Genomic DNA, 19,428 nt, shown 5'->3' on the forward strand with positions numbered 1-19,428 from the left:
TACCACGACTCATCCCACAGACAACGTCACCACCGAGCCGGCGGTTCATACCGGCCCGGTGAACGTCGGCCGTGACGGCAAGCCGCTCGGCGGACGATTCGTCGGCGCCGCGGCCAACTACCTCGACGAACGCACGAGCATCTCGGGCTTCGTCAAGGAACTGGGCCGCAAGATCTTCCCCGACCACTGGTCGTTCATGCTCGGCGAGATCGCGCTGTGGAGCTTCGTCGTCGTGCTGCTCTCCGGCACGTTCCTGACGTTCTTCTTCGAGGCGTCGATGGTCGAGACGCACTACGACGGTGCGTACGCCCCGATGCGCGGTGTCGCGATGTCGGCGGCCCTCGAGTCGACCCTGCACATCTCCTTCGACCTGCGCGGCGGTCTCCTGGTCCGCCAGATCCACCACTGGGCGGCTCTGGTGTTCATCGCCGGTATCGGTGTGCACATGCTGCGCATCTTCTTCACCGGCGCTTTCCGCAAGCCGCGCGAACTGAACTGGGTGGTCGGCTTCATCCTCTTCATCCTCGCCCTGGGTGAGGGCTTCACCGGCTACTCCCTCCCCGACGACCTGCTGTCGGGCAACGGCCTGCGCATCATCGACGGCATGGTCAAGGGCATCCCGGTCGTCGGCACGTGGATCTCCTTCCTGCTCTTCGGCGGGGAGTTCCCGGGGTCGGTGATCGTCGGCCGGCTGTACACACTGCACATCCTGCTGTTGCCGGCAATTCTGGTGGCGCTGCTGGTCGTGCACCTCATGCTCATGATCATCAACAAGCACACGCAGTTCGCCGGCCCCGGCCGGACGAACGACAACGTCGTGGGCTTCCCGATCCTGCCGGTCTACGCATCGAAGATGGGTGGATTCTTCTTCATCACCTTCGGCGTGATCGTGCTCATCGCCTCGCTGTTCACGATCAACCCGATCTGGAACTACGGCCCCTACGACCCCTCACCGGTGTCTGCCGGTACCCAGCCGGACTGGTACATCGGCTTCGCCGACGGTGCGCTGCGCCTTGTGCCGCCGCACCTGGAGTTCGTCCTGTGGGATCGCACGTGGTCGTGGAACATCCTCATCCCGCTGGCGGTCCTGGGGCTGTTCATCGTGCTGGTGCTGATCTACCCCTTCATCGAGGCGTGGATCACCGGCGACAAGCGTGAGCACCACATCGCCCAGCGTCCGCGCAACGCGCCGACCCGCACCGCCATCGGCGCGGCGGGCGTGACGTTCTACGCCGTGCTGTGGGCCGCCGCGTCCTCCGACATCATCGCCACGCACTTCTGGGTCACGATGGAGGGTGTCATTCACGCCCTCCAGGCGCTCCTGATCCTCGGGCCGATCGTGGCGTACTTCGTCACCAAGCGCATCTGCCTGGCCTTGCAGAAGAAGGACCGCGAGATCCTCCTGCACGGCTATGAGTCGGGCCGCATCGTGCGTCTTCCCGGCGGCGAGTACATCGAGGTGCACCAGCCCGTCGACGAATACGACCGCTGGAAGCTCGTGGACTCGGAGAACACCTATGCTCCCCTGGTCGTGCGGCCGAATGCCCAGGGACGCATCCCGTGGCACGAGCACGTCCGCGCGAGTGTCTCCCGCTGGTTCTTCGAAGACCGCCTCGTCCCCATCAGCCAGGCGGAACTGGATGCGGCCGCCGCTCACCAGCACCACGATCTCGACCACGTCGAGCACGTGGCCAGCGATGAGCTCGAGGCCTCCGACCAGCGAGCGATCGAGGAGGGGCGCCCCGTGGCCGCCCCGCATGACGAGCGCGCTGAGATGGAGTTCCCCTCTCCGAAGGGACTCGACGAGCGCAATCGCCCCACGGGCGAGACACCGCCCCAGTGACGTCATGAGTTGACATACCCGGAATGCCCGGTCCGCCCCGCGGATCGGGCATTCCGCTGTTCTGGCAGGATTCGCACGACCGGAGACCTTCCGGCCCGCGGTGCAGCGACGCGTCTCCCCGTAGCCTGATGCCATGACCGACCGTGCCGCTTACTTCCGTGCCCGCCTCGCCGCCGAGACCGACCCGTCCGACGTGTACGCCGCGCAGAAGGCGGGGGAATCGTTCGTGCTGGTGGATGTGCGGGGCGAGGAAGCGTGGGCGCAGGGCCGCGTCAGCGGAGCCATCCACATGCCCTACCGGCAGATCGCCGAGCGGGCTCCGCGAGAGCTCGACCCCGCCGTCCCGGTCGTCGTCTACTGCTGGAGCCCCGGATGCAACGCCGGCGTGAAGGGCGCTCTCGAATTCGCCCGGCTCGGATACGACGTCCGCGAGATGATCGGCGGATACGAATACTGGGTGCGCGAAGGGCAACCGGCCGACACCGACGACGGACCGATGTCCCGCACCTTCGACCCCCTGGTGATGGTGGTGCACTCCCCCGCGCTCTCGTCGTAGCGGCGCCCCGGGGCGCTGTCCACCCCGTGTCACCGACCCGGGGCCGCAGCTGAGGCTGGGTTCATGACCGTTCCTGCATCTCCCCGCCGCCCGGCGACGGCACCTCCACCGTCCTGGACATCACGCGCTGACCGGTCGGCACAGAACGCCTGGTCGGGCGCACTGTTCGGGGTCGGGCTGGTGGCGTTTCTCGACGAGGCCCTGTTCCACCAGCTGCTGCACTGGCACCACTTCTACGACCGCAGCACCACCGACATCGGCCTGGTCTCCGACGGCCTCTTTCATGCATTCAGCTGGTTCGCGACGATCGGCGGACTGTTCCTCTTGGCAGACCTCCGCCGCCGCCACGCGCTGTGGGCGACGCGGTGGGTCGGCGGCGTGCTGGTGGGGGCCGGTGCCTTCCAGCTGTATGACGGGCTGCTCCAGCACAAGGTGTGGCGCATCCACCAGATCCGCTACGTCGACGACCTCCTGCCGTACGACCTCGCGTGGAACATCTCCGCGGCCCTCATCCTGATCGCGGGGGTCGTGGTGGTCTCGCGAACCGGCCGGCGCCGCGCCCTCGCGTACGCGGAGTCGCTGTGAGGGAGGCCGCCAGCACCCATGTCCACGCCGGCGGCGGCGCCGGCTTCCTCGACGTGCTTCTCCTCGCTCTGGCGGCGTTGGCGGTGACGAGCTACGTCGCCGCCGTCCTCACGGCACGACGGCGAGGGCGGGAGTGGCCCTTCTGGCGCGTGCTCGCGTGGATCGGAGGCGTGGCGCTGGGCGCGCTCTCGGTCACCGGACCGGTGGCGGCGGCGGCGCGGAACGACTTCGTCGTGCACATGTGGGGGCACCTCGCCGCGGGAATGGCCGCTCCGGTGCTGCTGGTGCTCGCCGCCCCCGTGACGTTGGCGTTGCGGTCTCTGCCGGTCACCCCGGCGCGACGGCTGTCACGGATGCTGCGGTCGTGGCCGGCCCGGATCATCTCCTCCCCCGTCGTGGCTGCGGTGTTGAGCGCAGGTGGCCTCTGGGTGCTCTACCTCAGCCCCCTGCTCCCGGCGATGCACCACGACCCCGTCCTGTACGTGCTCGTGCACGCTCACCTGGTCGGCGCCGGTTACCTCTTCACCGCGGCGGTGATCGGCCGGGACCCCCGCCCGCACCGCTCACCCCGCGCGGTGCTCGTCGCGGCGCTCGTCGTCGCGATGGCCTCGCACGCCGTGCTCGCGAAGTACCTCTACGCCTCTCCCCCCGAAGGGGTTCCGATCGACCAGGCTCACGAGGGTGCGCAGCTGATGTACTACGCGGGCGCGTGGGTGGAGGCAGCGATCATCGTCGTGTTCTGCGCGGACTGGTATCGGGCGGCCGGCCGCCGACGCCCCAGCTCGATTCAGGCCGTCTCGACGTCTTCCGCGAAGTATCGCGCCGCCGAGCCGGAGAATACCGGCCGGGCCGGCTCCACCGCGCCCTCGACCACATCGCAGACGACGGCGGTCACGTTGTCGAGCGAGCCCGCCTCCAGCGCCAACGCGACCAGGTCGCTCGCGGCCTGGCGCGGGGTCTGGGCCTCGCGCAGCACGGCCGCCACGTCCGGCTCGGGGACGTAATCCGTCACGCCGTCGCTGCACAGCAGCCAGCGGTCGCCCGGCATCGCCGGTCGTTCACTGACCGAGACCGAATCGTTCTCCCCGCCGCCCAGGGAGGCGGTGATGATGTTCCGGCGCGGGTGGGATGCGGCGGCCTCCGGTGCAAGCAGGCCGTGATCCACGAGCGCCTGAACGTACGAATCGTCGCGGGTCTCGCGCGTGAACCATCCGTCGCGGAGCAGGTAGCCGCGGGAGTCGCCGGTGTGTGCCAGGAGCACGGAACCGCTGGCCGCCACGAACAAGCCCGTGAAGGTCGTGGACATCCCCTGCAGCGACGGATCGCGGGTCACGTGCGCGCGGATGTCCCAGTTCGCCTCGCGGATGCGGACGAGGAGGGCCTCGGCATCGGATGCTCCGCCGACGCCGGCCACCAGCCGGTGGATGAGCGCGGCAGAGGCCAGGTCGCCGGAGGGCCCGCCCCCGACGCCGTCAGCAACCGCCGCACCCCAGGGTGCGGTGAAGGCGGCGTCCTGATTCGTCGCCCGGTGCGGTCCGGTGTCGGAGACCGCGGCCGCTGTCAGTCGAATCGGCACGCGCCGGTCAGCGGGCGAAATGTCCGCGGTAGTACTCGAACACCCAGCCCACGATGGCGACGGCGAAGACAGCCAGTCCGATCGGCATCATCCACGTGCCGATGGCCAGACCCATCATCCCGATCGCTGCCGAGAAGGCCAGAACGATGGGCCACCACGACCACGGGCTGAACTCGCCCACCTCGGGGTCGCCGTCATCGATGTCGGCGGTGAGAGTGTCTTCCGGGAGCTCGCCGCCCTGCGCGCGGTGCACACGCTGAACGTAGAAGGCGATCAGAGCCGACATGAGCGTGGCAAAGAGGAGAGCGATGGAACCGACCCACTCGATGCGGGAGAGGATGTCGCCCGAGTAGAAGAGGATCGCCCACACGGTGTAGGTCACACCCACCACGAGGAAGAAGACCGACAGCAGCCACCACAGGTTCGTGTTGACGCGCATTACTTCACCTCTCCCTCGGCAGCATCCACGACCGGGGCGTCAGGCGCGTCCTTCGCCGGGCCCACTCCGACCGGCACGCCGGCCTCGGGGTGGTTCAGGTCGAACGCGGGACGCTCGCTGCGGATCCGCGGGATGGAGGTGAAGTTGTGCCGCGGCGGCGGGGAAGACGTCGCCCATTCGAGCGATCCGCCGTAACCCCACGGGTCGTTCACCGTGATCTTCGGCGCCTTACGGGCGGTGATCCAGATGTTCAGCAGGAACGGGATCATAGAGGCGCCCAGGATCATCGCACCCACGGTGGAGACCTGGTTGCCCCACGTGAAGCCGTCCTCCGGCGAGTAGTCGGCGTAGCGACGCATCATGCCGTCCACACCCAGCCAGTGCTGGATGAGGAAGGTCATGTGGAAGCCGATGAACAGCATCCAGAAGTGCACGTAGCCCAGGCGCTCGTTCAGCATCCGGCCCGTCCACTTCGGCCACCAGAAGTAGAACCCGGCGAACATGGCGAACACGACCGTGCCGAAGACGACGTAGTGGAAGTGCGCGACCACGAAGTAGGTGTCGGAGACGTGGAAGTCCAGCGGCGGCGAGGCGAGGATGACGCCCGTGAGGCCTCCGAAGACGAACGAGATGAGGAACCCGAGCGCGAACACCATCGGCGTCTCGAACGTCACGGAACCGCGCCACATCGTGCCGATCCAGTTGAAGATCTTCACCCCGGTCGGAACGGCGATGAGCATCGTCATGAGCGCGAAGAACGGCAGCAACACCGCGCCGGTCACGTACATGTGGTGCGCCCACACCGCCACCGACAAGGCCGCGATCGCGATCGTGGCGTACACCAGCGTCTTGTACCCGAAGATCGGCTTCCGGCTGAAGACGGGGAAGATCTCCGACACGATGCCGAAGAACGGCAGCGCGATGATGTACACCTCGGGGTGACCGAAGAACCAGAACAAGTGCTGCCAGAGGAGCACACCGCCCGCCGCCGGGTCGTAGATGTGCGATCCGAGCACGCGGTCGGAAGCGGCCGCGAGCAGTGCGGCGGCGAGCACGGGGAAGGCCAGGAGCACCAGGATGCTGGTGATCAGGGTGTTCCACGTGAAGATCGGCATCCGCCACATCGTCATGCCCGGGGCGCGCAGCGTGAGGATCGTGGTGATGAAGTTGACCGCGCCGAGGATCGTGCCGAAACCGCTCATGCCGAGCCCCAGCATCCAGAGGTTTCCCCCGACGCCGGGTGAGAAGCTCGCGTTCGCCAACGGTTGATACGCGAACCAACCGAAGCCCGCGGCACCCCCCGGGGTGAGGAAGCCCGAGACGGCGATCAACGATCCGAACAGGAACAGCCAGAAGGAGAACGCGTTCAGCCGGGGGAAGGCCACATCCGGGGCACCGATCTGCAGCGGCATGATCGCGTTGGCGAAACCGAAGAACAGCGGCGTCGCGAACATCAGCAGCATGATCGTGCCGTGCATCGTGAAGAGCTGGTTGTACTGCTCCTTCGTCGGCACGACCTGCATGCCCGGCTCGAACAGCTCAGCGCGGATGATCAGCGCCATGACGCCGCCGAGCATGAAGAACAGCACGGACGCGATGAGGTACATGTACCCGATCGTCTTGTGGTCGGTGGAGGTGATCCACTTGACCACGATGTTGCCCTTCTGCTCCACACGCGAGGTGCTGAGCAGGGCCGCCTGGCGCGGCGGAATCGTCGTCGGGCGGCCGGGCGCCGACTCCTTCGGGGGAAGCGTGGTGGTCATGCTCGCTAGCCTTCCTCGGCGCGGCCGAATCCTGTGTTGCCCTGGAGTCGGTCGTAGGCCTCGTCGATATCGCCCGTCTGGCCCTCGTCACGGAGGGTCTCAAGGTAGTCCTCGTACTCCGCCTCGCTGACGACCTTGACGTTGAACAGCATCGCGGAGTGGTATTCGCCGCACAGCTCGGCGCACTTGCCGGCGTACGTGCCCTCACGCGTGGGCGTGAACGACCAGTAGTTGTCCCGCCCGAGGTACATGTCCTTCTTGTAAAGGAAGTCGATCACGAAGAAGGAGTGCGCCACATCGCGCGACTGCAACTCGATCTGCACCGTCTTGTCGACGGGGAGGTAAAGGGTGGGCAGTGCCTCCTGGTCGACGGTCCCGTCGCCCTCGGGTTCTGCCTGAACACCCATCGTCCAGACGGCGTCGGAGGCGTCCTCCTCTTCGCCGTTGTACTGGAAGTCCCACGCCCACTGCTTGCCGTAGGCGGTGATCGACACCTCGGGGTCTTCGTACTGCGTCTCGAGGATGTCCTGGTCGCGTGCGGTGAACGCGAAGAAACCGACGACCAGGATCAGCGGCACGATCGTGTAGAAGATCTCGATCGGCATGTTGTAGCGCAGCTGCACCGGGAGGCCCGACTGGCCTTTACGGCGACGGTAGGCGATGGCCGCCCACAGCATCAGTCCCCAGGTGGTCAGACCCACCGCGAGCAGCACGATCCACGAGTTGACCCAGAGCCCGGCGACCATGTCCACGCGGTTGGTGGCGGGAACGCCGTCCTCTTGGAAGCCCGGCAGGTAGCCGTGCAGTTGCGTCGGGGAGCACCCGGCGAGCACTGCTGCCGAGGCGATTCCTACCGGGAGGAAGGCCCAGCGGAGGCTGCGTTTCGAGGGCACGGTGTACCTTTCCGGGACATGAATGTTGCTTGCTCAGTCTAGGGCAAGCTCTCATGCTTCTCAGGACAACCGTCCAGCCTGCACAACGCGAAAACCCGCGGGACGAGGCGAAAATCGCTCTCGTGCCGCGGGTTGCCGCGTGTCGGGGACCGGCTGGCGGCCTCCCGGATTGAGATCAGTGGAAGCTGTCGCCGCAGGCGCAGCTGCCGGCGGCGTTGGGGTTGTCGATCGTGAACCCCTGCTCCGAGATGGTGTCCTTGAAGTCGATGGTCGCTCCGTCGAGATACGGGACGCTCATGTCGTCGACGATGACCTCGACTCCATCGAAATCGACCGCCTTGTCACCGTCGAGGTAGCGCTCGTCGAAGTACAGCTGGTAGATCAGTCCGGAGCATCCCCCGGGCTGCACGGCCACGCGCAGGCGCAGGTCGTCGCGCCCCTCCTGGTCGAGCAGGCTCTTGACCTTGCTGGCGGCGGCGTCGGTGAGCCCGACGCCGTGTTCGCGGACAATCTGGTCGGTGGACAGCGCGGTGTCGGTCATGACAACCCCTTTCGTCGAGCGCGTCGCGGTTCGGACACGATGATTCTACGCCGCCCGGCGACGCAGAGCTTCGTTCACACCGTGCGCGCGTCGAGGCTCTCCAGCAGCAGAGCCTCGGCCGCCACCGCGTGCCGGAAGGTATCCAGGTGCAGCGACTCGTTCGGGCTGTGCGCGCGCGAGTGGGGGTCTTCCACACCGGTCACGAGGATCTGGGCTTCGGGGAACTCGCGCACGAGGTCGGCGATGAAGGGGATCGACCCGCCGACACCCACGTCGATGCTCGGGACTCCGTAGCCTTCGGCGAACGCCGCACGCACGTCCTCGACTGCCCACCCGCTGGTGTCTACAAGGAACCCGTCGCCGAGGTCGACGTCGGAGAAGGTCAGCTCAGCACCGAAGGGCGCGTGTGCGCGCAGATGCGCCTCGATCGCCGCATACGCCTCCGCCGCGGCCTGACCGGGCGCCACGCGAGCGCTCACCACGACGGTGATCTCGGGGGCCAGCGTGTTGGATGCGGCGGCCACGCTGGTCGCGTCGATTCCGGTGATCGTGATCGACGCCTTGTTCCAGATACGGCCGAGGATCGCTCCCCGCCCGATCGGCGACACGCCACTGAGGAGGCCGGTCTCCGAGCGGAGGGTCTCTTCGCTGTAGTCGGGCGTCGGCTCGTCACGCTCGGTGAGGCCGTCCACCGCGACCGCGCCGTCGTCGTCCCACAGGGTTGCGAGGAGCTTCACGGTGGCGAGCATGGCGTCGGGCACCGCTCCCCCGAACATCCCGGAGTGCGAGGCGTGGTCGAGGGTCCGCACGCGGAGGGTGAAGCGTGCGTTTCCCCGAAGCGACACCGTGAGGGCGGGTGTGCGCTCGTCCCAGTTGCCCGAGTCGGCGACGACGATCGCGTCGGCGCGCAGCGCGTCGGCGTTGTCGGAGAGGAACGATGCGAACGACCGCGACCCGTACTCCTCTTCTCCCTCGATGAACACAGCGACGCCCAGGTCGAGGTCTCGGCCCAGCGCCTCGGTCAGGGCGCGGAGGGCCGCCACGTGTGCCATGACCCCGGCCTTGTCATCGGCGGCGCCGCGCCCGTACAGGCGCCCGTCGCGCACGGTCGGTTCGAACGGCGGCGACTCCCAGAGCGCCTCGTCGCCGACCGGCTGCACATCGTGGTGCGCGTACAGCAGCACCGTCGGGCGGCCGTTGCGCGCTGCCCGTGTGGCGAGCACGGCCGGCTGCCCGTGCTCATCGGTGTCGGGGATCGCCGCGGTCTTCACCTCCACGCGATCGAAGAAGTCCAGTCCGCGGAAGAGCTCGGCGACCGCCTCCGCGCTGCGCGCAAGCTGGGTCTGGTCGAACGCGGGCCACGCCACCGACGGGATGCGCACGAGAGCGCCGAGATCGGCCAGGGCGGAGGGAACGACGGATGCGGCGGCGGAACGCACGGCATCTCTGCGGGATGAGTCAGAGGTCATGCGGGTAATCTTAAAGAGCCCGCATCCGATGCTTCGAAGGTTCCCCGTGGCCAAGACTCCTGCCCCCGCGTCCAACGACGCTCCCGCCGACCCCGCCCGCCTGGGCTCCGGCAAGGGACGCGCCACTCCGACGCGCGCCGAGCGGGAGGCGGCGCGCAAGCGGCCGCTCGTCGCCGACACCAAGGAGGCGAAGGCCCGTGCGCGCGCCGAGCTCGCCGCGAAGCGCGAGAAGGCCCGCGCCGGCATGGCCGCCGGGGACGACCGCTACCTGCCCCTGCGCGACAAGGGTCCGCAGCGCCGGTTCGCGCGCGACTTCGTCGACTCGGGATGGCACCTCGGAGAGGGCGTCATGCCCTTCATGGTGCTCGTGATCGTGGCGACCCTCGTGCCGCTGCCGATGTTCCAGTACTGGGCATTCGTGGCGCTGTGGATCTTCATCCTCTTCGTGGTCGGCGACATGATCATCACCTCCATCCGCGTCAAGCGCGCGGCGCGCGAGAAGTTCGGCGCGGAGCGCCTCGAGAAGGGCCTCGGCTGGTACTCGGCGATGCGCACCGTGCAGATGCGCTTCATGCGCCTGCCCAAGGCTCAGGTCAAGCGCGGCCAGCACCCCGCCTGACTCACGCGCCGCTCCTCGCGGCCCGCTCGAATCCGCGAGACTCCACGCTGCCCACGAGACGACGGCGCTACGCCACGGTCTCGTGGGCAGCGTGCAGTCTCGCGGGTGCGGTGCGGTGTCAGAGAGCGCGGTTGATCTGGCGAGCCCAGAGCGGGCCGCGATACAGGAACGCGGTGTAGCCCTGCACGAGAGTCGCTCCGGCGTCCAGACGCTCGCGTACGTCGGATGCGGTCTCCACGCCGCCGGCGGAGATGACGACGAACTCCGGGGGTACGACCGCTCGCACCAGGCGCAGGACCGCCATCGCCCGCAGCTTCAGCGGCGCCCCGGAAAGCCCGCCCTCCCCCGCGGCCGCCACGATCTCCGGAGGCGTGCGCAGGCCCTCGCGCGAGATCGTCGTGTTCGTCGCGATGAGTCCGGCCAGACCCAGATCGACGGCGAGACGCGCGATGTCCTGCACCTCGTCGTCGGCGAGATCCGGCGCGATCTTCACCAGGAGCGGCGTCTCGCCGGCCGCATCCCGCACAGCCTCCAGCAGCGGACGGAGCGTCTCCACGGCCTGAAGGCCGCGCAGGCCCGGGGTGTTCGGTGACGAGACGTTCACCACGAGGTAGTCGGCCAGCGGTGCGAGCAGCCGGGTGCTCCGCACGTAGTCGTCCGCCGCATCCTCGACCGCGACGACGCGGCTCTTGCCGATGTTGACACCGATCACGGGACGGATGCGGCGGCGACGCAGCCGCTCCAGGCGCCGGGCGGCGGCCTCCGCGCCGCCGTTGTTGAACCCCATCCGGTTCACCACGGCGCGGTCGGCAACGAACCGGAACAGACGAGGACGCGGGTTTCCCGGCTGCGGGAGCGCCGTGATCGTGCCCACTTCGATGTGCCCGAATCCGAGGGCGCGGAGGCCCGCCACCATGCGGACGTCCTTGTCGAAGCCGGCGGCGACGCCGAAGGGCGAGTCGAAGGTCAGCCCGAGCGCGTCCGTCCGATGTTCCGGCCGGGGCGCCGTCAGCCGACGGGTGGCCCAGGAGAACGGCGTGATGCCGAGCAGGCGGATGACCGGGATCGCCAGGTGGTGCGCGCGTTCGGGGTCGATCCGCGACAGGACCAGGCGGAAGAGCAGCGGATACATCCCCGCCAGCCTAGGGGACGGCACCCGGTTGCGAGGATGCGCCTACTCGGCGACGCCCGCCGGCTCGTCCACGGTGTGCCGCGCCGAGTGATCGGCGCGGAGCAGCCCGATGGCGGACTCGAAGTCTTCGAGCGACTCGAAACCCTGGTAGACGCTGGCGAAACGCAGGTACGCCACCTCATCCAGCTCGCGCAGCGGGCCGAGGATGGCCAGACCGATCTCGTTCGCCTCGATCTGAGACGCCCCGGTCTGGCGGACGGTCTCCTCGACGCTCTGCGCCAGCATCGCCAGATCGGCTTCCGTCACGGGCCGACCCTGGCATGCCTTGCGCACGCCCGACATCACCTTCTCGCGGCTGAACGGCTCGATCACGCCGGAGCGTTTGATGACGTTCAGGCTGGCCGTCTCGACGGTCGAGAATCGCCCGCCGCACTCGGGGCACTGCCGACGTCGGCGGATGCTGAGCCCGTCGTCGCTCGTGCGGGAATCGATGACGCGGGAATCGGGATGGCGGCAGAAGGGGCAGTGCATGGCACCGACAGACTACGCGACGCCGTCGCCCCTCATGCTGTTGACGGGTCTTCGGAAGCATCTTCTCCGGCGAAGCGGGCCTGGATGGCCTCCCCGTGCGCGGGCAGCGCCTCCGCCTCCGCCAGCGCCACGATGCCGTCCCGCACCTCTGCGAGGGCATCGCGGTCGTACTCGATGATCTGCTGCGGGCGCAGGAAGGTCGCGGCCGACAGCCCGGCCGCGTACCGCGCCTGTCCCCCGGTGGGCAGCACGTGGTTGCTGCCGGCCAGGTAGTCGCCGAGGCTCACAGGCGAGAACGGTCCGACGAAGATGGCGCCGGCGTGGACGAAGAGCTCCGGCTTCGGGTCGCGAAGGTGCAGTTCGAGGTGCTCGGGCGCGTAGGCGTTGCTGAACGCCGCCGCGCCGGCGAGGTCGTCCACGAGGACGATCGCGGACTGCGGGCCGCTCAGCGCCGCCTGCACCCGCTCCCGGTGACGGGTACGCGCAGCGAGCGCGGCCACCGCATCCGCCACCGCTGCCGCCAGTGCGGGAGATTCGGTGACGAGGACGGCCGAGGCCTGTTCGTCGTGCTCGGCCTGGCTCACGAGGTCGGCCGCCACCAGCACGGCGTCGGCGCTGTCGTCCGCGACGACGAGGATCTCGGTGGCGCCGGCTTCCGCGTCTGTCCCGACGCGACCGGCGACGGCGCGCTTGGCCGACGCGACGAAGTTGTTGCCCGGCCCGGTGACCACGTCGACCGGTTCCAGCCCGAGTGAGTCGACGCCGTATGCGAAGGCGCCGATCGCCCCCGCGCCCCCCATGGCATAGACCTCACTGACGCCGAGAAGGTGAGCGGCAGCCAGGATCACGGGGTGCACACGCCCGCCGAACTCACGCTGCGGAGGGGACGCGAGGGCCACCTCGACGACGCCGGCGACCTGCGCGGGCACGACGTTCATCACGACGCTCGAGGGATACGCGGCTTTGCCTCCGGGCACGTAGACGCCCACCCGCCGCACCGGTTGCCACCGCTGCGTCACGCGCGCCCCGGGGCCGAGCTCCGTCGTCACGGGCGCCGGGACCTGCGCAGCAGAGGCCCGTCGTACGCGCCGGATGGCTTCCTCCAGCGCGGCGCGCACATCGGGGGCGAGGGATGCGACGGCTTCTTCGAGGTGTGCGGGCGGCACCCGCACCTCGTGTCCGCTGACGGCGTCGAACCGCTCAGCCTGCTCGCGCAGCGCCGCCTCGCCCCGCTCGGCGACGTCGGCGACGATCGCGGCGGCGATCGTCAAAGCTTCGTCGCGTGCCGCGGCGGCACGTGGCACGGAGGCCAGCAGCTCGGCCGGGCTGAGCGTCCGGCCGCGCAGATCGATGGTGCGGAGCATCCATCCAGGCTACCGGCACGGGAACGCGCCCCGTCCCCGGTAGCCCGAGCCCGGGTCAGCCCCGGGTGACGCCGCTCACGTCGTGGAGGTAGCCGATGCGGCCGTCCTCGTGACGGACCACGAAGACCTCGCCGCGGTCTTCGATGACCAGCGCCCATGCGGTGGGGCCGATCCGGAAGAGTGGAGAGCCGTAGTCATCCACCACGTCGCGCTCCACGGGCACAAGTGCCCAGAAGGCCTGCTGCGCGGGCGCGGCGTGCGCGGCGGAGGCCACCGTGTCATCGGCCGCCGCCCATTCCTGGGTCTCCGGCTCGTGCTCTGCAGGCTCGTGCTCTGCAGGCTCGGGGTCGTCTCGCAGGGGGGCGAAGACATCGGTGTCGAAGGCCCCGGTGTTCGACACGGGCACTGCCGCCACCGGCGCGGAGGTGCCCGCGCCGCGGGCGTACGACCCCGTGTCGTACGAATTCGGCGGGTAGGTGCCGGCGTCGTGGGAACCCGTGCTGGAGGCGCCCGTCTCGTCGGAGCGCGAGTCGGAGGCCGCATCGTGGGAGGGGCCGCCCTGGAAGGCGTCGCCATCCACCGGCGTAGGCGCCGGAGCGGGGGCGCGACGCTCACGGGCAGGGCGCGGCACCACGGCACGGACAGGACGGGCGTTGCGATGCGCGGGGATCTCGGGTCGATCCTGGAAGTCCTGCTCGAGCACGGGGATGATCGGCGCGAAGACCGTGAGCACCACACCGGCGAGCATGAGGATGACCTCGACCCACACCACCCACGAGCGGGTCCAGAAACCGGTCTCGATGACGATGGCGACGTTGTCCCACAGCGACGAGAGCCACACCAGTGCGGCCACCGAGAACGCCACGGAGGCGAACTGGTCGATGCCGAGCGATCCGAATCGGCGGATACCCTGCGGCGAGAGCCGGCGCAGCACCAGCAGGAACACGGCGATCGTGGGAAGCCCGATCGTGAGGATCCACGACAGACCCGATACCCAGACGTTCGCGCCACCGAAGAGCGGGCGCGCGTTGCCGCCGACGATGTTCAGGGGGAAGAAGGACACGATGAAGGCCACGAGCCAGACGGCCGTCAGGGCCACCTCGCGGATGGAGAACGGGCCCACACCGTACTGGGGTGGAGTCTCGCGCTCGGCGGGAACCGCCGCATCCTCCGCCGCGACGGGTGCCGCCTCGGAGGCCGGGGCGCGGGCGATGGTCGTGTCGTCAAGTTCAGCGTCAGTCACGATGTTCCTCTCCAGGGGGGCGGAGACGATCCTACCCACGGTGGTCGGCGCGGCCCAGGAGGCGTCGCCGCTTGACAGTACTTGTGAAATCAGGCTCGACTTGTGAAATCAGGCTCGACTTGTGAAATCAGGCTCGCACCTGTGAAGGAGGGATGGCTCAGCCCAGACAGTTCGGGCCGAGCAGCCCCTTGAGTTCGCCGTACAGGTCAGCGGTCACCCGCACGGGCAGCGGCACTTCGAACACCTTCGCCGTCCCGGCCTTGTGCAGCTTCAGTGTGACCTCGGTATCGCCGCGGTGGCGGCGCAGCACCTCGGCCAGATCGTTGACCAGGTCTTCGCTGGCGCGCTGCTCGGCCATCAGGAGCACGAGCGGGCCCGACTCGTCCAGGGAGCCGAGATCCGGCGAGAACGCCGATTGCGCGTGCAGGTTCAGACCATCATCGCGCCGCGACACCCGGCCGCGGACCACGAGGATCGCATCGGCTTGGAGAACGGGCGAGAACTCCTGGTAGGTCTTCCCCATGAACATCACGGTGACCTCGCCGTTGAAGTCTTCGACGGTGATCATGCCGTACGGGTTGCCGCTCTGCTTGGCGACGCGATGCTGGACACTTGTGATCAGCCCCGCGATGGTGACCTGGTCGCCGTCCTGCACCTCTTCGGACGAGAGCAGGTCATGGATGCTGGTGGACGCATGCTTGGCGAGGGGCACCTCGAGCCCGGCCAGCGGATGATCGGACACGTAGAGGCCGAGCATCTCGCGTTCGAAGGCGAGCTTGTCCTTCTTCGTCCACTCGGGGCGATCGGGCACCTTCGCCGGCATGATCTCCTCCGCCTCGTCGTAAAGACTGTCGAAGTCGAAGCCGATGGCGCCGGTGGCCGCCTTTCGCTTTGTCTCCACCGCCGCCTCCGTCGCATCCTCGTGGATCTCGAGAAGGGCGCGCCGGGTTGCACCGAGAGAGTCGAACGCGCCCGCCTTGATGAGCGATTCCACGGTGCGCTTGTTGGCGACGTGCAGAGGCACCTTCGTGAGGAAGTCGTGGAAGCTGACGAAGTTGTCGTCGGCTCGGGAGGCCACGATCCCCTCCACCACGTTGGAGCCGACATTGCGCACGGCTCCGAGACCGAAGCGGATGTCGTCGCCGACGGCCGCGAAGTAGCGGATGGACTCGTTCACGTCGGGCGGAAGAACCCGGATTCCCATGCGGCGGCACTCGTTCAGGTAGACCGCCATCTTGTCCTTGGAGTCGCCCACGCTGGTCAGCAACGCGGCCATGTACTCGGCGGGGTAGTGCGACTTGAGGTACGCGGTCCAGTAGGACACGAGCCCGTAAGCGGCCGAGTGCGCCTTGTTGAAGGCGTAGTCGGAGAACGGAAGGAGGATGTCCCACAGCGCCTTGATCGCGGCCTCGCCGAACCCGCGCGCGACCATTCCGCCGTGGAACCCCTCGTACTGCTTGTCCAGCTCGGACTTCTTCTTCTTACCCATCGCGCGACGAAGGATGTCTGCTTGACCGAGCGAGAAGCCCGCGACCCGCTGGGCGATCGCCATGACCTGCTCCTGATAGATGATCAGGCCGTAGGTGGTGTCGAGGATGTCTCTGAGGGGCTCTTCGAGCTCGGGGTGGATCGGGGTGATCTCCTGCTGGCCGTTCTTGCGCAGCGCGTAGTTGATGTGCGAGTTCGCGCCCATCGGACCCGGGCGGTACAGGGCGATGACAGCCGAGATGTCTTCGAAGTTGTCGGGCTTCATCAGACGCAGGAGCGAGCGCATCGGCCCACCATCGAGTTGGAACACGCCGAGGGTGTCTCCCCGGGAGAGCAGATCGTAGGAGTGCTGGTCATCGAGAGTGAGGTCTTCGAGGACGAGCTTCTCGCCACGGTTGGCTTCGATGTTGTCGACGGCGTCGTTGATGATGGTGAGGTTGCGGAGCCCCAGGAAGTCCATCTTGATCAGGCCGAGGGCCTCGCACGCGGGATAGTCGAACTGCGTGACGATCTGGCCGTCCTGCTCCCGGCGCATGATCGGGATGATGTCGACGAGCGGCTCGCTGGACATGATCACGCCCGCGGCGTGGACACCCCACTGACGCTTGAGGTTCTCCAGCCCCACCGCCGTGTCGAACACCGTCTTGGCCTCGGTGTCGGTCTCGATGAGGGTGCGGAACTCCGCTGCTTCCTTGAAGCGCGGGTGCTCCTTGTCGAACATGCCGTCCAGCGGCATGTCCTTGCCCATCACGGCGGGGGGCATGGCCTTGGTGAGCCTCTCCCCCATGCTGAACGGGAAGCCGAGGACGCGGCCGGCGTCCTTCAGGGCCTGCTTGGCCTTGATGGTGCCGTAGGTCACGATCTGCGCGACGCGCGCGTCGCCGTACTTCTCGGTGACGTACTGGATGACCTCGCCCCGGCGACGGTCGTCGAAGTCGACGTCGAAGTCGGGCATCGAGACGCGATCGGGGTTGAGGAATCGCTCGAAGATGAGGCCGTGCTTGAGCGGGTCGAGATCGGTGATGCGCATGGCGTAGGCCGCCATCGACCCCGCGCCCGAGCCGCGGCCGGGACCGACGCGGATGCCGTGGTCCTTCGCCCAGTTGATGAAGTCGGCGACGACGAGGAAGTAGCCGGGGAAGCCCATCTGGGTGATGACGCCGGTCTCGTACTCGGCCTGCTTGCGCACCTCCGCGGGGATGCCCTCGGGGTAGCGGAACTCGAGCCCCTTCTCCACCTCCTTGATGAACCACGAATCCTCGGTTTCGCCGGCGGGGACGGGGAAGCGCGGCATGTAGTTCGCGGAGGTGTTGAACTCGACGTCGCAGCGTTCGGCGATCAGCAGGGTGCTGTCGCACGCCTCCGGATGATCGCGGAAGATCTGGCGCATCTCCGCGGGCGACTTCACGTAGTAGCCGTCGCCGTCGAACTTGAACCGCTTGGGATCATCCAGGGTCGAGCCCGACTGCACGCACAGCAGCGCCGCGTGGCTCGTGGCGTCGTGCTGATGTGTGTAGTGCAGGTCGTTGGTCCCGACGAGGGGGATGCTGAGGTCTTTCGCGATCTTGATCAGGTCGCCCATGACCCGGCGCTCGATCGAGAGACCGTGGTCCATGATCTCGGCGAAGTAGTTGTCCTTGCCGAAGATGTCCTGGAACTCCGCTGCGGCCGCACGGGCCGCGTCGTACTGACCGAGCCGCAGGCGCGTCTGCACCTCGCCCGACGGGCAGCCGGTCGTGGCGATGAGGCCCGTGGAGTAGGTCTGGAGCAGCTCCCGGTCCATGCGGGGCTTGAAGTAGTACCCCTCGATGGACGCCCTGCTGGAGAGCCGGAAGAGGTTGTGCATGCCCTCGGTGGTCTCCGACAGCAGGGTCATGTGCGTGTAGGCACCGGAACCCGACACGTCGTCGCCGCTCTGCTCGGGGGTGCCCCACCGCACGCGCGCCTTGTCGGCACGGTGGGTTCCGGGCGTCACGTACGCCTCGATACCGATGATCGGCTTGATGCCGGCATCCTTCGCCGTCTTGTAGAACTCGTACGCCGCGAAGGTGTTGCCGTGGTCGGTCACCGCGATCGCGGGCATCCCCTGACGGACGGCCTCCTGCACCATCGGAGCGATGCGCGCGGCGCCGTCCAACATCGAATACTCGCTGTGCACATGCAGATGAACGAAGGAGTCGGATGCCACGGGTCGAGTCTACGAACCCCCCACCGACACTCCGGCCGTCGCCGAGGTCGTTCCGGGTGCGGCCGGGCGGAATCGGTTCTCCCTCATGTAGAAGGTGAAGGTTCGGCCGGGGTGCGAGCCGGCTGCTCGCCGGCGGGGGCTCCGCCTAGGGTGGATTCATGGCCACGCCCGAGTTCGTCCTGTCGCTGCGCGAGAAGATCGGACACGCGCCGCTTCCGCTGGTGGGAGTCACCGCGATCGTCTTCCGTGACGAGAAGGTGCTGCTGGGTAAGCGCGCCGACAACGGCCAGTGGCAGGCGGTCTCGGGCATCGTCGATCCCGGCGAGGAGCCCGCGGATGCCGCCGTCCGCGAGTGCTCGGAGGAGGCCGGGATCGTCGTCCGCGCGACGCGCCTCGCGCTCGTCCAGCAGGTGCCGCGCATCACCTACGCCAACGGCGACCAGGTCGACTACCTCGATCTGGTCTTCCGCTGCGACTGGGTCTCGGGTGACCCGCATCCCGCCGACGGCGAGTTGACAGAGGTCGGCTTCTACGGACTCGGAGAGCTCACGGACGTCGCTCCCGAGCACGTCCGCAAGATCGCGCTGGCCGTCGCCGAAGACGACCCCGCGTCCTTCGCCGGTGGCCGCTAGAGCGTCCGACGCATCAGCACCCGCGGGAACCCGGCCAGGCGCGAACCGGTGACGGCGGCCTCGCGGAATCCCGCTCTCTCGAACAGCGCCTTCGTGCCGACGTAGGCCATCGTGAGATCGACCTTCCGGCCTTCGTTGTCGACCGGATAGCCCTCGATGGCGGGCGCGCCATGGTCGCGAGCGAAGGCGACCGCCCCCGCCAGCAGGGCGTGGGAGATTCCGCGCCCGCGGTGACCTGGCCGCACCCGGATGCACCACACCGCCCATACCGGGAGGTCATCGACGTGCGGGATCAGCCGCGAGGTCGCGAAGGTCGTGTCGGCGCGCGGCGCGACGGCGGCCCACCCGACCACCTCGCCCCCGTCGTAGGCGAGCACCCCGGGTGCCACATCACGCGCGCAGAGCTCTCGCACGTACTCGCCGCGCGCCGGCCCGGCCAGCTCGCGGTTCAGCCGGCCCGGGATGCGGTAGCTCAGGCACCAGCACACGTTCGCGTCGGGGCGCTTCGGGCCGAGGAGGATCGCGGCGTCCTCGAACGATGTCGCGGGCCGGACCTTGATCGTCAT

General features: G+C 68.3%; 17 protein-coding genes and 1 pseudogene. 6 read left to right on the plus strand and 12 right to left on the minus strand.

Features of this window, described 5'->3' with window-relative positions; translation table 11 throughout:
* The first annotated feature begins 58 nt into the window (after positions 1-58).
* The 4 genes and pseudogenes from qcrB to AC4FS1_RS05455 form a co-directional block, all read left to right on the plus strand.
* On the plus strand, positions 59-1,843 hold the full coding sequence (qcrB, locus tag AC4FS1_RS05440; protein ID WP_491155645.1) for a cytochrome bc1 complex cytochrome b subunit: 1,785 nt from the start codon (positions 59-61) through the stop codon (positions 1,841-1,843).
* A 133-nt stretch (positions 1,844-1,976) separates the two neighbouring features.
* Positions 1,977-2,399: a rhodanese-like domain-containing protein gene (locus AC4FS1_RS05445; RefSeq protein WP_491153240.1), complete on the plus strand. Its 423-nt coding sequence runs from the start codon at positions 1,977-1,979 to the stop codon at positions 2,397-2,399.
* 63 nt (positions 2,400-2,462) lie between these two features.
* On the plus strand, positions 2,463-2,984 hold the full coding sequence (locus AC4FS1_RS05450) for a DUF2243 domain-containing protein (RefSeq protein ID WP_491153241.1): 522 nt from the start codon (positions 2,463-2,465) through the stop codon (positions 2,982-2,984).
* An 83-nt stretch (positions 2,985-3,067) separates the two neighbouring features.
* Positions 3,068-3,730: pseudogene (locus tag AC4FS1_RS05455) on the plus strand (cytochrome c oxidase assembly protein); the annotation flags it as partial.
* 41 nt (positions 3,731-3,771) lie between these two features.
* Here AC4FS1_RS05455 and AC4FS1_RS05460 read toward each other — a convergent pair.
* The 6 genes from AC4FS1_RS05460 to AC4FS1_RS05485 all read right to left on the minus strand — a co-directional run bounded on the left by AC4FS1_RS05460 (position 3,772) and on the right by AC4FS1_RS05485 (position 9,665).
* A complete protein-coding gene (locus AC4FS1_RS05460; protein WP_491153242.1) occupies positions 3,772-4,560 on the minus strand; it encodes a PP2C family protein-serine/threonine phosphatase in 789 nt (262 codons plus the stop codon).
* 7 nt (positions 4,561-4,567) lie between these two features.
* A complete protein-coding gene (locus AC4FS1_RS05465) occupies positions 4,568-4,999 on the minus strand; it encodes a cytochrome c oxidase subunit 4 (protein ID WP_491153243.1) in 432 nt (143 codons plus the stop codon).
* Positions 4,999-6,762, minus strand: coding sequence for an aa3-type cytochrome oxidase subunit I (gene ctaD, locus AC4FS1_RS05470; protein WP_491153244.1), 1,764 nt, complete (start codon positions 6,760-6,762; stop codon positions 4,999-5,001). Before ctaD ends, AC4FS1_RS05465 begins: the two co-directional genes overlap by 1 nt.
* A gap of 5 nt (positions 6,763-6,767) precedes the next feature.
* Positions 6,768-7,655: an aa3-type cytochrome oxidase subunit II gene (gene ctaC, locus AC4FS1_RS05475; RefSeq protein ID WP_491153245.1), complete on the minus strand. Its 888-nt coding sequence runs from the start codon at positions 7,653-7,655 to the stop codon at positions 6,768-6,770.
* Positions 7,656-7,830: 175 nt separating this feature from the next.
* Positions 7,831-8,196, minus strand: a complete 366-nt coding sequence (erpA, locus tag AC4FS1_RS05480; RefSeq protein ID WP_491153246.1) for an iron-sulfur cluster insertion protein ErpA — start codon at positions 8,194-8,196, stop codon at positions 7,831-7,833.
* Positions 8,197-8,270: 74 nt separating this feature from the next.
* On the minus strand, positions 8,271-9,665 hold the full coding sequence (locus AC4FS1_RS05485) for a dipeptidase (protein WP_491153247.1): 1,395 nt from the start codon (positions 9,663-9,665) through the stop codon (positions 8,271-8,273).
* 46 nt (positions 9,666-9,711) lie between these two features.
* Between AC4FS1_RS05485 and AC4FS1_RS05490 the strand changes: the two genes are divergently transcribed.
* Positions 9,712-10,284, plus strand: a complete 573-nt coding sequence (locus AC4FS1_RS05490) for a DUF3043 domain-containing protein (protein ID WP_491153248.1) — start codon at positions 9,712-9,714, stop codon at positions 10,282-10,284.
* 118 nt (positions 10,285-10,402) lie between these two features.
* Here the strand turns inward: AC4FS1_RS05490 and AC4FS1_RS05495 are convergent, their stop codons facing one another.
* The 5 genes from AC4FS1_RS05495 to dnaE all read right to left on the minus strand — a co-directional run bounded on the left by AC4FS1_RS05495 (position 10,403) and on the right by dnaE (position 18,182).
* Entirely contained in the window at positions 10,403-11,416 is a 1,014-nt protein-coding gene (locus AC4FS1_RS05495) for a quinone-dependent dihydroorotate dehydrogenase (protein WP_491153249.1), read from the minus strand.
* A gap of 42 nt (positions 11,417-11,458) precedes the next feature.
* On the minus strand, positions 11,459-11,947 hold the full coding sequence (gene nrdR, locus AC4FS1_RS05500) for a transcriptional regulator NrdR (RefSeq protein WP_491153250.1): 489 nt from the start codon (positions 11,945-11,947) through the stop codon (positions 11,459-11,461).
* A gap of 32 nt (positions 11,948-11,979) precedes the next feature.
* Positions 11,980-13,311 carry a histidinol dehydrogenase gene (gene hisD / locus AC4FS1_RS05505; RefSeq protein WP_491153251.1) on the minus strand — a complete coding sequence of 444 codons (1,332 nt, stop codon included), beginning with the start codon at positions 13,309-13,311 and terminating at the stop codon, positions 11,980-11,982.
* Positions 13,312-13,366: 55 nt separating this feature from the next.
* On the minus strand, positions 13,367-14,554 hold the full coding sequence (locus tag AC4FS1_RS05510) for a hypothetical protein (RefSeq protein WP_491153252.1): 1,188 nt from the start codon (positions 14,552-14,554) through the stop codon (positions 13,367-13,369).
* 157 nt (positions 14,555-14,711) lie between these two features.
* A complete protein-coding gene (gene dnaE, locus AC4FS1_RS05515; protein ID WP_491155646.1) occupies positions 14,712-18,182 on the minus strand; it encodes a DNA polymerase III subunit alpha in 3,471 nt (1,156 codons plus the stop codon).
* A gap of 206 nt (positions 18,183-18,388) precedes the next feature.
* Here dnaE and AC4FS1_RS05520 point away from each other — a divergent pair, with 206 nt between their 5' ends.
* Positions 18,389-18,862 carry an NUDIX hydrolase gene (locus tag AC4FS1_RS05520; RefSeq protein ID WP_491153253.1) on the plus strand — a complete coding sequence of 158 codons (474 nt, stop codon included), beginning with the start codon at positions 18,389-18,391 and terminating at the stop codon, positions 18,860-18,862.
* Here the strand turns inward: AC4FS1_RS05520 and AC4FS1_RS05525 are convergent.
* Positions 18,859-19,428: a GNAT family N-acetyltransferase gene (locus tag AC4FS1_RS05525; protein WP_491153254.1), complete on the minus strand. Its 570-nt coding sequence runs from the start codon at positions 19,426-19,428 to the stop codon at positions 18,859-18,861. The two genes, AC4FS1_RS05520 and AC4FS1_RS05525, sit on opposite strands and share 4 nt — an antisense overlap.

This window comes from Microbacterium sp. Z12_35 (assembly GCF_058310475.1).